The sequence below is a fragment of the Pseudomonas beijingensis genome (assembly GCF_030687295.1).
Lineage (GTDB): Bacteria > Pseudomonadota > Gammaproteobacteria > Pseudomonadales > Pseudomonadaceae > Aquipseudomonas > Aquipseudomonas beijingensis.
Genome location: NZ_CP117425.1, coordinates 307,018 through 318,929, shown reverse-complemented (window position 1 = coordinate 318,929; position 11,912 = coordinate 307,018). Strand labels below are relative to the sequence as shown.

The 11,912-nt window shown below is 59.7% G+C and carries 12 protein-coding genes; 3 read left to right on the top strand and 9 right to left on the bottom strand.

Going from position 1 to position 11,912, the window contains the following annotated elements:
- Window positions 1–30: 30 nt before the first annotated feature.
- Window positions 31–777 (top strand): DUF72 domain-containing protein, encoded by a 747-nt coding sequence (locus tag PSH84_RS01515; protein ID WP_305468376.1) that lies wholly within the window; start codon window positions 31–33, stop codon window positions 775–777.
- Window positions 778–916: 139 nt separating this feature from the next.
- Complete coding sequence (locus PSH84_RS01510) at window positions 917–1,621, top strand: hypothetical protein (RefSeq protein ID WP_046063592.1); 705 nt, start codon at window positions 917–919, stop codon at window positions 1,619–1,621.
- A 99-nt stretch (window positions 1,622–1,720) separates the two neighbouring features.
- Here the strand turns inward: PSH84_RS01510 and PSH84_RS01505 are convergent, their stop codons facing one another.
- The 9 genes from PSH84_RS01505 to hmpA all read right to left on the bottom strand — a co-directional run bounded on the left by PSH84_RS01505 (window position 1,721) and on the right by hmpA (window position 10,149).
- Window positions 1,721–2,035 carry a helix-turn-helix domain-containing protein gene (locus PSH84_RS01505; protein ID WP_305468379.1) on the bottom strand — a complete coding sequence of 105 codons (315 nt, stop codon included), beginning with the start codon at window positions 2,033–2,035 and terminating at the stop codon, window positions 1,721–1,723.
- Window positions 2,032–2,376, bottom strand: coding sequence for a toxin (locus PSH84_RS01500; protein ID WP_122567031.1), 345 nt, complete (start codon window positions 2,374–2,376; stop codon window positions 2,032–2,034). The genes PSH84_RS01505 and PSH84_RS01500 overlap by 4 nt, the downstream gene beginning before the upstream one ends.
- Before the next feature lie 138 nt (window positions 2,377–2,514).
- On the bottom strand, window positions 2,515–3,402 hold the full coding sequence (cyoE, locus tag PSH84_RS01495; RefSeq protein WP_305468380.1) for a heme o synthase: 888 nt from the start codon (window positions 3,400–3,402) through the stop codon (window positions 2,515–2,517).
- An 11-nt stretch (window positions 3,403–3,413) separates the two neighbouring features.
- A complete protein-coding gene (gene cyoD, locus PSH84_RS01490; RefSeq protein WP_014340102.1) occupies window positions 3,414–3,749 on the bottom strand; it encodes a cytochrome o ubiquinol oxidase subunit IV in 336 nt (111 codons plus the stop codon).
- Window positions 3,750–4,376, bottom strand: a complete 627-nt coding sequence (locus tag PSH84_RS01485; protein ID WP_305482191.1) for a cytochrome o ubiquinol oxidase subunit III — start codon at window positions 4,374–4,376, stop codon at window positions 3,750–3,752.
- Between the two features lie 3 nt (window positions 4,377–4,379).
- A complete protein-coding gene (gene cyoB, locus PSH84_RS01480) occupies window positions 4,380–6,410 on the bottom strand; it encodes a cytochrome o ubiquinol oxidase subunit I (protein WP_122567034.1) in 2,031 nt (676 codons plus the stop codon).
- 3 nt (window positions 6,411–6,413) lie between these two features.
- The gene (cyoA, locus tag PSH84_RS01475) at window positions 6,414–7,361 is read right to left on the bottom strand and encodes a ubiquinol oxidase subunit II (protein WP_122567035.1); all 948 of its coding nucleotides are present in this window, start codon (window positions 7,359–7,361) and stop codon (window positions 6,414–6,416) included.
- A gap of 776 nt (window positions 7,362–8,137) precedes the next feature.
- Window positions 8,138–8,647, bottom strand: coding sequence for a disulfide bond formation protein B (locus tag PSH84_RS01470; protein WP_122567036.1), 510 nt, complete (start codon window positions 8,645–8,647; stop codon window positions 8,138–8,140).
- A 320-nt stretch (window positions 8,648–8,967) separates the two neighbouring features.
- Window positions 8,968–10,149, bottom strand: coding sequence for an NO-inducible flavohemoprotein (gene hmpA, locus PSH84_RS01465; protein WP_122567038.1), 1,182 nt, complete (start codon window positions 10,147–10,149; stop codon window positions 8,968–8,970).
- A 152-nt stretch (window positions 10,150–10,301) separates the two neighbouring features.
- On the opposite strand from hmpA, the gene norR reads away from it, so the two are divergent.
- Window positions 10,302–11,858, top strand: coding sequence for a nitric oxide reductase transcriptional regulator NorR (norR, locus tag PSH84_RS01460; RefSeq protein ID WP_305468383.1), 1,557 nt, complete (start codon window positions 10,302–10,304; stop codon window positions 11,856–11,858).
- Window positions 11,859–11,912 lie beyond the last annotated feature (54 nt).

Here is an 11,912-nt window from a genome sequence, read left to right as displayed (position 1 = left end):
GCTGTATCCGCCGCCATCAGGCCTTCGCCCTTGCCGACTCGACCTCTCCCCCCCTCATCACGTCTTTACCTGGGCTGCGCCGGCTGGTCGCTGCCCCGGGAGCATTGGCCGGCCTTCGCGGCGGAAGGAACGCATTTGCAGCGCTACAGCAGCCGATTCCCCGCCGTGGAGATCAACAGCTCGTTCTACCGCCCGCACCGACCCGCCACGTATGCAAAGTGGGCCGACAGTGTTGCCGGGGACTTTCGCTTTTCGGTCAAGGTGCCCAAGCAGATCACCCATGAACGGCGGCTGATCGATTGCGAAGGGCTTGTGGATGAATTCCTCGGGCAATGTTCGCAACTGGGGGGAAAACTTGGCTGCCTGTTGATTCAGTTGCCACCGTCGCTGGCCTTCGAGGCGGCCGTGGCCGGAGCGTTCTTCAAGGCCTTGCGGGACCGTTACCAGGGGTATGCGGTGCTTGAGCCGCGACACCCGAGCTGGCTCGCCCCCCAGGCTGCCGCGATCCTGCAAGACGAATGCATCGGCCGTGTCGCCGCCGACCCGTCGCCATTACCCGGCGGCGATCAACCCGCTGGCTGGCCTGGCATTCGCTACTACCGGCTGCACGGTTCGCCACGGATTTACTACTCGGCCTACGAAGACGCCTGGCTGGAGCGTCTCGCCCAAGCATTGAAAGCCGACTCCGACACACCGACCTGGTGCATTTTCGACAACACCGCCAGCGGCGCCGCGACCGCCGATGCGTTGCGACTGATGGACCTGATGCGAGACTGAAACCCGCCACCGGCAACAAATGGTCAGTTGCTACCGGTCCGACCGTGACAACACCGCTCGGGTCCAATAGATTAGGCGACCGGAAAAAAGCTCAATGCCTTTCTCGCCTCATCCCGCTAACAGAAGTAGTGAAATTTCAATGTCCGATTCCAACACCGCTGAATCCGTAGTCACCCTGTCGTCCAAAGCGGAATACGAAAACTCCATCAATCTTTCACAGCATCTGCCCCAGGCCAAAACCATCAGCGAAATGGTCCTCGATGCGTTCCAGTCGAACCGCGAAAGCGACCAGATCCGCGAACTGCGCAACGCCATCCGCCAGGCCCACGATGCCTTCGACGACGACAAGGCCTACGAACTGATGGGCCAGCTCAAACAACTCAAGGACGCCGAAGCCGCCGACTTCGCGGCCCTGGAAGACCTGAGCAGCCGCTTCCCGATCAGCCGCATCCTCTCCAGCTATAAGGACGACCCGTCGTTCCAGGAACTGGTCTACGGCCTGGCCCTGAAAGTGCTGAACCAGACCCACCAGGCCATCAGCAACCCGAGCGGCAGCAAAGGCAAGGCCTCGCGGGCCAAGAAGGAAGCCGAAGTGTTTGTCATCAGCAAGGACGGCATCAGCGTCACCCTGCCCCTGCGCACACCACGCTCCAAGCCGAACGTCGACCGCGAAGCCTTCGAATTCCTGGGCTTCAACTTCGTCGGCGAAGGCGACGAAGCCGAGCTGGAAAGCGAAACCTTCCTGGACAACGACGGCACCGAACAACCGGCCACCCGCAAGGGCATCGTCACTGCATTGCAGCAGCAGAAAGCCTTCGACGGCTACAGCATCGCCCAGCAATAAGCCGAGGTTGAGCCCGCTCCCACAGAAGTCCAAAGTGATACCCATTAAAAAGCCCCGCGCTTCTCTCGAAGGCGGGGCTTTTTAATGGGGACCAGCTATTCAAACAGCGCCAAGCCGTTCAACCATATCTGGAAACTTCTCGACCAGTTTGATCAACAAAGCCGCCTGAGCATTAGGCTTGGATTTTTCCTGTTCCCAGTTTCTAAGGGTACCTGGGCTGGTCCTGATGCTCTTGGCGAAAACGGCTTGAGACATGTGGAGCTTGTCGCGCAACGCCACGATTTCCTGGGCCGACACCTCGGGAGCCGGTTTGTCTTCGATCGATATCTGGCGAAGGGTAATCTTGCCATCGCGGTGAGCGGCCATCTCCTCGACACCTTGCATCATCTCGGCAAACAGATCGCGCTTTTTCATAAGGTACCTCGTACTTTCAACTCAGCTTCTATGGCACGCTTGAGCGTCTTCTCTTGCTCGGAGGTCAGGTTTTCCAACTCATCCTTGTCATAAATCGCGAACATCCAGAACTGACGATCGTTCATGAGCCAATAGTAAATGACTCGCAACCCACCTCGCTTCCCTTTGCCACGACGTTCATCGAACCAGCGCAGCTTACGAAAGCCACCGGTACGTGGCATGACGTCACCGACCTCTGGATGCTGCAGCATATAGGACTGAAGCAGGCGATATTCATCGTCAGTCAGGTAATTGCCAACCGTAGAGGTGAACGTAGTCGTTTCAAAAAATAGGGTACGCATGGCAGAAACTATAGGCAAATTGCGCATAGTTCAACAAACCAGAATCTATTGCGACGAATGACAGCCAATCCATGCCCTCCTCGACAAAAAGCCCCGCGCTTCTCTCGAAGGCGGGGCTTTTTTTGCAGCGTCTGAAGCTTAAGGCGCGTACGTCAGCAACAGCTCACTCGGCACTTTGAAGTCCAGGGACATCATGACGCTCAGGGCGGTGATGGTGAGGATCGAGAACACGAACAGCTTGCGTGCCCAGACCGTGTCATCCACCGCCTTATAGCCGGTCCAGGCCATGTACAGCCAGTACATGCCCATGGCGGCGGCGACGGCGAGGTAGCTCATGCCGGCGTAGCCGCTGAAGGTCAGCATCAAGGTCGCCACCAGGAAGGCCAGGATGTAGAGCAGGATGTGCTTCTTGGCCACGCGGATGCCGCGCTTGACCGGCAGCACCGGAATCGAGGCCGCCAGGTAGTCGTTGAAGCGGAAGATCGCGATGGCGTAGGAATGCGGCATCTGCCACAGGCTGAACATCACCAGCAGCGTCAGCGCCGCGATGTCGAAGCTGTTGCTCACCGCCACGTAGCCAATCACCGGCGGCATCGCCCCCGACAGACTGCCCACCAGCGTGCCGTGGACCGACTTGCGCTTGAGGTACAGGCTGTAGAGGCCGACGTAGATGACAAAACCGATCACCGCGAACAACGCCGCCAACGGATTGGCCACCCAGTACAGCAGCGCCACGCCGGCCACGCCCAGCACCGTGGCGAATGCCAGGGCCAGTTGCACCGGAATCAGGCCTTGGACCAGCGCCCGATTCTTGGTGCGTTCCATCTTGATGTCGATGTCGCGGTCGATGCAGTTGTTGAACACGCAACCGGACGCCACCACCAGGGAAGTGCCAATCATCGCAGCCAGGAAGATGGCCAGATCGACATGCCCTTTCGAGGCCAGGAAAAACCCGCCTGCCACAGAAAGCACGTTACCGAAAATGATCCCCGGCTTGGTGATTTGGATAAAGTGCTTCAGGGACATCCGGATTTTCCTCAGTGCGCCATCATGTTGGTGTGGATGCTGAACATGATCCACAACGACAGGCCGACCAGCAGGACAATCACGATCGCGGCAAAGACAAACGCGACCACATTGTTACGTTGGGCGGCGGAGCGGTCCAGGTGCAGGAAGTACACCAGGTGCACCAATACCTGGACCACGGCGAAGATCAGGATGATCCACAGGGTCAGGCTCTTGGGCAGCGACGGGTACATCACTAGGCCGAACGGGATGACGGTCAGGATCACCGACAGGATGAAACCGATGGCGTAGGACTTGACGCTGCCGTGGCCGGCGTCGTGACCATCATGAGAATGAGCGTTAGCCATTTACAGGGTCCCCATCAGATAAACACCGGTGAATACGCAGATCCACACCACGTCCAGGAAGTGCCAGAACAGGCTCAGGCAGCTCAGGCGTGTCTTGTTGGTAGCGGTCAGGCCGTTTTTGTGGACCTGGTACATCATGATCGCCATCCAGATCAGGCCGCTGGTCACGTGCAGACCGTGGGTGCCGACCAGGGTGAAGAACCCGGACAGGAAGCCGCTGCGGCTAGGGCCGTAGCCTTCGGCGATCAGGATATGGAACTCGTTGATCTCCATGCCGATAAAGCCGGCACCGAACAGGAAGGTCATGCCCAACCAGCCCAGCACCTGGCTCTTCTTGCCTTTGAACAACGCCAGCATGGCGAAGCCGTAGGTGATCGAACTGAACAGCAGCAGCGCGGTTTCGCCCAGTACGTACGGCAGTTCGAAGATGTCGTGGCCCGACGGGCCACCGGCGACGTTGTTAACCAGCACCGCGTAGGCCGCGAAGATCGACGCAAACAGAATGCAGTCGGTCATCAGGTAGAGCCAGAAACCGAATACGGTCATCTCGCCCGAGTCGTGGTGATGGTCATCGTGCCCATGGTCATGACCATGGGCGTGTCCAACAGTGGTCACTAAGTTCGACATGGTTTAAGCCTGTTCCAACGAGGTTTCAACACGGGTGGCGGTGGCTGGGACTTTCCCGGCCGCTACCAGACGTTTGTGCTGCTCGGCTTCGATGCGCTCGATAACATCCACCGGCACCATGTAGCCCTGATCGTCACGGGCGGCATGGATAGTGAAATACACCACGGTGCCGACCAGGCTGGCGATGGCCAGCCACCAGATGTGCCAGATCATCGCGAAACCGAACACGGTCAACAGAGCGCCCATGACCACACCGGTGGCGGTGTTGTTGGGCATGTGGATCGGCTCGTACTTGGCCGGAACCGGGTACGCGGTGCCGTTTTCCTTGGCTTCGGTGAACGGGTCGATGACGTCGGCTTTTGGCAGCACGGCGAAGTTGTAGAACGGCGGTGGCGAAGAGGTCGACCATTCCAGGGTATGGGCATTCCACGGGTCGCCGTGTTCGCACATGTTCTCTGGCTTGTTGCGGTCACGCACGCTCACATACAACTGGATCAGCTGGCAGGCGATGCCGACAGCGATCATCACCGCACCGAACATGGCGACGTACAGGTACGGCACCCACTCAGGGTTGGTGGTGGTGTTCAGGCGACGGGTCATGCCCATGAAGCCCAGTACATAGAGCGGCATGAACGCGACGAAGAAGCCGGTGATCCAGAACCAGAACGCAGCCTTGCCCCAGCCTTCGTGCAGCTTGAAGCCGAACGCTTTCGGGAAGTAGAAGGCGAAGCCGGCGATGTAGCCAAACACCGCGCCGCCGATGATCACGTTATGGAAGTGCGCGATCACGAACAGGCTGTTGTGCAACACGAAGTCAGCACCCGGGATCGCCAGCAGTACGCCGGTCATGCCGCCGATGGCGAAGGTCACCATGAAGCCCAGGGTCCACATCACGTGGCTGGTGAAACGCAGGCGGCCCTGATAGATGGTGAACAGCCAGTTGAACAGCTTCACCCCCGTCGGGATCGAAATCAGCATCGTCGCCAGGCCGAAGAAGGCGTTGACGCTGGCACCCGAACCCATGGTGAAGAAGTGGTGCAGCCAGACCATGAAGCCCAGTACCGAGATCGCGCCGGAAGCGTAGATCATCGAATGGTGGCCGAACAGTTTCTTGCCGGAGAAAGTCGAGATGACTTCAGAGAAAATACCGAACGCCGGCAGGATCAGGATGTACACCTCAGGGTGACCCCAGGCCCAGAACAGGTTCACGTACATCATCGGATTTCCACCCAGTTCATTGGTGAAAATGTGGAAATCCATGTAACGGTCAAGCGTCAGCAGAGCCAGGGTAGCGGTCAGGATCGGGAAGGAAGCGACGATCAGGACGTTGGCCCAGGTGCAGGTCCAGGTGAAGATCGGCATGTCCATCAGCTTCATGCCCGGGGTACGCATTTTCACCACGGTGGCCAGGAAGTTGACCCCCGTCAGCGTTGTCCCCAACCCGGATAGCTGTAGCGCCCAGATGTAGTAATCCATCCCCACGCCCGGACTGTATTGCAAGCCCGACAGCGGTGGATAGGCCACCCAGCCGGTCTTGGCGAATTCGCCAACGCCCAGGGACAGGTTGATCAGCACCACACCGGACACCAGCAACCAGAAGCTCAGGGAGTTCAGGAACGGGAAGGCCACGTCACGGGCACCGATCTGCAGCGGCACCGCAAGGTTCATCAGGCCGGTGAAGAACGGCATCGCCATGAAGATGATCATGATCACACCGTGGGCGGTGAAGATCTGGTCATAGTGTTCAGGCGGCAGGTAGCCAGGCGAACCCTCGGTGGCCATGGCCAGTTGGGTACGCATCATGATGGCGTCGGCGAAACCGCGCAGCAGCATGACCATGGCGACGATGATGTACATCACGCCGATTTTCTTGTGGTCGACCGACGTCAGCCACTCGGTCCACAGGTAGGTCCACTTCTTGAAATAAGTGATACCGGCGAACAATGCCAGACCACCGAGCGCGATGATGGCGAGGGTCACCATGACAATCGGCTCGTGGAACGGGATCGCTTCCCAACTTAATTTACCTAACATCGTTTACTCCTCTGCCCCGGCAGCTGAATGCGAGCTCATGTCCATCCCTTCCATGTTGTGAGCCACTTCCTTCTCTTTCTTCTCGTGGTGCATCGGCTTGCCCGGATTCATCCCTTCATACTTGTCGATGATGGTCTGGAACAGGTTCGGCGTAACCGACGAGTAGAGTTCGACTGGGTTGTTCTGGCTCGGTTTGGAAAGGGCTTCGTATTCAGCTTTTTCAAGCTGTTTAGGTGCCTTCTTCACATCGTTGACCCAGGCGTCGAAATCTTCCTGGGTCGTGGCGATTGCTTTGAACTTCATGCCGGTAAAGCCCGCGCCGCTGTAGTTGGCGGAGATACCGTCGAGTTCGGCGTTCTGGTTGGCGATCAGGTGCAGCTTGGTCTGCATGCCCGCCATCGCGTAGATCTGGCCGCCCAGGCCCGGGATGAAGAACGAGTTCATCACGGTGTCGGAGGTGACCTTGAAGTTGATCGGCGTATGGGCCGGGAACACGATCTTGTTGACGGTGGCGATGCCCTGTTCCGGATAGATGAACAGCCACTTCCAGTCCATCGAGACCACTTCAATGGTGATCGGCTTGACGTCGGAATCCAGCGGACGATACGGGTCCAGGGCATGGGTCGACTTGTAGGTGATGTAACCCAAGGCAATGATGATCAGCACCGGAATGGTCCACACCGCCACTTCGATCTTGGTCGAATGCGACCATTTTGGCGTGTAGGTGGCCTTGGTGTTGGTTGCGCGGTACTTCCAGGCGAACAGGAAGGTCATGACGATGACCGGCACGACGACCAGCAACATCAGCAGCGTGGCGGTGATGATCAGGTTTCGTTCATCCAGGCCGACCTGGCCCTTGGGATCGAGCAAGGTCATGTTGCAGCCTCCCAGCAGCAACGTGCCGAGCAGCGGCAACAAGCCTAGTAATCGGGGGTACCTGTTTTTACTCATCTCACGACCTCTAAAGCAGCTTGCGCAATGCAGTTGGGTTTTGATCGCCAACACTTCACCCTGCCAAGGGTTGGCATTTTCTTGGATTGAATAAGGGCTGCCCATCGAACGTCAGCGGCTGTTCGACACATCCTGGGCCAGCGGTGAGTTCTTATTCGTTGGTCAAAAGGCCTAGTTCAAGCCCAATTCCATTTGGTGCGGGTAGTTGGAGGCACCGACACCTGGGGTCGCATGGGGCGCTGGCGCCCTTCGACCACTCTCATGCTCAAGCCTGAGCCGGGTCGGAAAATCGGTGCGGGCGATTGTAGTGAGGTGAGGCGCTGTAGACCATGTCTCATCCCGAAATAATTTTTATCCGATCCGGCAACAATCTCTTGCCGATATTGCAACGGGCCAGCATCTTATCGAAATTAATTCTCAACAAGAACCCCAAAAAACGTAGGTCTACTACGCCCGATTTAGACAGCTCGAGAGGATTAAGAAGGGCTTTTTCGTCTGGCAAGGGCCCAGTTTTCGGGGCCTTCGGCGCCTGACGCTACGCTGTTAAAAATGCCTGCTGCAGGTCATGCGCGGGTTGCGAAAGCAGACGTTTTTTTGTTACAGGAAACAGCGCTTGATCACCTTCGCAGAGGCTAAACGCCGCAAGATATGTGACAACGTGTCGCACATTGCCGCAGGTCATTCTTGCCTCGGATCAAGGACGCTCCGGTTCTAGCGTGAAACGCAAAACGCCCCGGTTCTCCAAGAGAGAAACCAGGGCGTTTCGTTGAGGCGTTTCAGCGAAGCGGTTTGCGGTTACGTGACACCAGCAACGGCACCAGAATCGCCGTCAACACGAAGGCCACCAGTGCCCATTGCGCCAGAGACAGGCCCAGGATCGGTGGGTAGGGGGTGGAGCAAAAGCCATCGACCTGGAAACCCAGCGGGAAGATCTTCGCCAACGGCAAGTCATCGACAATCGGTTGCAACACGTCGATGCCGCAACTGACTGCGGGGAAGAACTGGGTGTACACGTGATGCCCAGCCACACCGGCACCCGCCAGGGCACAGAGCACCACCAGGCCTTCGAAGATCGTCAGGCTGCGACGGGTGCGCATGGCGGCGCCGATGAAGGCGAAGATCGCGATCAGCAACAGCGCATAGCGTTGCAAGATACACAGCGGGCACGGTGCCTCGCCGAGGGCTACCTGCATGTACAGCGCACCGCCGATCAGCGCTAGGCAGATCAGCCCCAGCAGCACCAGATAGCGCCGCTCACGGCCCAATCGCATCATTTCCTCACTCATTGCGTTTCCCTTTGTCTGCATGGATCGACGCGCAGCCTCGCGACACCCGGCGCGCGATCGGATGTACCGAAGTCTACACGCTGACCATGACAGTGAACGAGCAGAGGACGTCGACATTGGAGGGGAATAGACCGCAAGAAGGTTAACTGCGGATTAATGCGGGTCCGTTGGACAGGGGCGGACCTGCCGCCGCTATCGCGAGCAAGCTCGCTCCCACAGTTTTTTTGTGGTGTTCACAGGAGTTGTGTCCACCGCCAATCCCTTGTGGGAGCAAGCCTGCTCGCGATGAAGGCAACCGGGTCTTCCGGTTTGCCGCGACCTTACTCCAGCGCCGCCGCCGGGCCGAAGAATTCGTAGCGGCTCTGCCGGTCCGGCACGCCCAGGGCCTTGAGGTGGCGCTTGACGGCGCCCATGAAACCCTTCGGCCCAAGGAAATAGGCATCCAGGTCACGCTGCTCCGGCAGCCATTGCGCCAACTGCTCCTGGCTCAACAGCCCCACCTTGTCCGCCGCCGGGCTCAAGCCGTCGTCTTCGTCGTAGCAGTAGAAGCGCTTGAGTTGCGGATGCCGCTTGGCCAGATCGTCGATCCAGTCGCGGAAGGCATGGGCGCGGCCGTTGCGTGCGCAGTGAATGAAATGCACCGGACGCTCGGTTTGCAGCGCCGCCTGCAACATGGCCAGGGTCGGGGTGATGCCGACGCCGCCGCTGATCAGCACCAGGGGCTTGTCGCTGGCGGTCAGGTAGAAGTCCCCGGACGGCGGGAACAACTGGATGCGGCTGCCAACCTCGAAATGATGATGCAGGTGATTCGACACCCGCCCGCCCGGCTCACGCTTGACGCTGATCCGGTACTGGCCATTGTCCGCCAGGGCCGACAGCGAATAGTTACGGCGCACTTCCTCGCCATCGAGGATGAGCTTCATGCCGATGTACTGGCCCGGCTCGGCCACCAGGATCGAGCCCTTGTCCGCCGGTTCGAAATAGAACGAGGTGATCTCCGAGCTTTCCTGGACCTTGGCCGCCAGGATGAACTCACGCTCGCCACGCCAGCCGCCCGGCGCCTCGGCTTTCTTGTCGTACATGCCGGCTTCGGCACCGATCAGGATATCGGCCAATTGGTTGTAGGCAGCGCCCCACGCCGCGATCACTTCGGGCGTGGCGATCTCGGCACCCAACACCTCGGCGATCGCCCGCAGCAGGCACGCACCGACAATCGGGTAATGTTCCGGCAGGATCTGCAAGGCAACGTGCTTGTTGACGATTTTCGCCACCAGGTCGCCCAATTGGTCGAGTTGGTCAATGTGTCGCGCATACATCAACACACCGTTGGCCAGCGCACGGGGTTGATCGCCACTGGCCTGGTGGGCCTGGTTGAACAGCGGGCGCACTTGCGGGTATTCGGACAGCATCATGCGGTAGAAGTGAGTGATCAGCGCTTCACCGCCGCTTTCAAGCAGGGGCACGGTGGAGCGAATGATGGCGCGTTCTTCTCGACTGAGCATAAGGTGACTCCTGACGTATGACCGATAACAGTTGTGTAATTCATATCAGTTTCCGTGCCATAAATTTTTATCTTTAATATCAGCAAGTTAAAAACAATGTAGTCATATCGACACGACCCGTTTTATAGTCGCTATGACTACATGGAGTCATTATGACCGCAACTGCCCTGCTCACCTCGCTGCTGCCGCTGGTGGCCGACTTGTCCCGTGAACTGCCTGAGGGCGAACGTTATCGACGCCTGCTCGGCACTTTGCGCGCCCTGCTGCCTTGCGATGCGGCGGCGTTGTTGCGCCTGGACGGCGACTGCCTGGTGCCGCTCGCCGTGGATGGCTTGAGCACCGATACACTGGGCCGGAGATTCCGCGTCAGCGAGCACCCACGCTTCGAAGCGCTGCTGGCCAACCCGCAGCCCACCCGCTTCGCCGCCGACAGCGGACTGCCCGATCCGTACGACGGGCTGGTCGAGGGGCTGGCCGAGCACCTGGAAGTCCACGACTGCATGGGCTGCCCGCTGTTCGTCGACGAGCGCCCCTGGGGCCTGCTAACCCTGGACTCTCTGGATCCGGAGCGCTTCGAGCCCATCGACCTGAGCGCCCTGCAAGCCTTCGCCAGCCTTGCTGCCGCCACGGTCAGCGCCGCCGAACGCATCGAGCGCCTGGCCTTGAAGGCCGAGGACGAACACCGCCGCGCCGAGGTCTATCGCCAAGCCAGCGGCCAGCAACACCGCGACATGGTTGGCCAGAGCAAGGCCCACAAGCGCCTGGTGGAAGAGATCACGCTGGTGGGCGGCAGCGACCTGACGGTATTGATTACCGGCGAAACCGGCGTGGGCAAGGAGCTGGTTGCCCAGGCCATCCATGCCGCGTCGAAACGCGTCGGGCAACCGCTCATCAGCCTCAACTGCGCCGCCCTGCCGGATACGCTGGTGGAAAGCGAACTCTTCGGCCATGTACGAGGCGCCTTCACCGGGGCCACGAACGACCGGCGCGGCAAGTTCGAACTGGCCGACGGCGGCACCTTGTTCCTCGACGAGGTGGGTGAGTTGTCCCTGACCGTCCAGGCCAAGTTGCTGCGGGTGTTGCAAAGCGGCCAACTGCAGCGCCTGGGTTCGGACAAGGAGCATCGGGTCGATGTGCGCCTGATCGCGGCCACCAATCGCGACCTCGCCGACGAAGTGCGCAACGGCCATTATCGGGCCGACTTCTACCATCGCCTGAGTGTGTACCCGTTGCAGGTGCCGGCGCTGCGCGAGCGTGGACGGGACGTGTTGCTGCTCAGCGGCTTCTTCCTGGAACAGAATCGTTCGCGCATGGGCCTGGGCAGCCTGCGCCTGACCAGCGACGCCCAGGCCGCATTGCTGGCCTACGACTGGCCGGGCAACGTACGCGAACTGGAACACCTGATCGGTCGCAGTGCCCTGAAGGCCTTGGGCCGGTGCCCGACGCGCCCGAAAATCCTCAGCCTCAGCGCCCAGGACCTGGATTTGCCCCAGGCGCCTGTGGATAACCCTGCACCATCGTCCACCGGCCCGGCACCGGCCCTGTCCGGCGTGACGGGGGACTTGCGCGAAGCGGTGGACCAATTCCAACGCAATTTGATCGCCGCCTGCCTGGAACGTCACCAGCACAACTGGGCCAGCGCCGCCCGGGAGCTGGGTCTGGACCGGGCGAACCTGGGGCGGATGGCCCGCAGGTTGGGGCTGAAATAGAAACCTGTGGCGAGGGGATTTATCCCCGCTGGGCTGCGCAGCAGTCCTGAAACC

Excerpts from the sequence above, each read along its gene's own strand:
- PSH84_RS01470 (WP_122567036.1), bottom strand. The coding sequence starts at position 8,647 with ATGAGTGAGGAAATGATGCGATTGGGCCGTGAGCGGCGCTATCTGGTG.
- hmpA (WP_122567038.1), bottom strand. The coding sequence starts at position 10,149 with ATGCTCAGTCGAGAAGAACGCGCCATCATTCGCTCCACCGTGCCCCTG.
- cyoB (WP_122567034.1), bottom strand. The coding sequence starts at position 6,410 with ATGTTAGGTAAATTAAGTTGGGAAGCGATCCCGTTCCACGAGCCGATT.
- PSH84_RS01500 (WP_122567031.1), bottom strand. The coding sequence starts at position 2,376 with ATGCGTACCCTATTTTTTGAAACGACTACGTTCACCTCTACGGTTGGC.
- norR (WP_305468383.1), top strand. The coding sequence starts at position 10,302 with ATGACCGCAACTGCCCTGCTCACCTCGCTGCTGCCGCTGGTGGCCGAC.
- PSH84_RS01505 (WP_305468379.1), bottom strand. The coding sequence starts at position 2,035 with ATGAAAAAGCGCGATCTGTTTGCCGAGATGATGCAAGGTGTCGAGGAG.
- cyoA (WP_122567035.1), bottom strand. The coding sequence starts at position 7,361 with ATGAGTAAAAACAGGTACCCCCGATTACTAGGCTTGTTGCCGCTGCTC.
- PSH84_RS01510 (WP_046063592.1), top strand. The coding sequence starts at position 917 with ATGTCCGATTCCAACACCGCTGAATCCGTAGTCACCCTGTCGTCCAAA.
- PSH84_RS01485 (WP_305482191.1), bottom strand. The coding sequence starts at position 4,376 with ATGTCGAACTTAGTGACCACTGTTGGACACGCCCATGGTCATGACCAT.
- cyoE (WP_305468380.1), bottom strand. The coding sequence starts at position 3,402 with ATGTCCCTGAAGCACTTTATCCAAATCACCAAGCCGGGGATCATTTTC.
- cyoD (WP_014340102.1), bottom strand. The coding sequence starts at position 3,749 with ATGGCTAACGCTCATTCTCATGATGGTCACGACGCCGGCCACGGCAGC.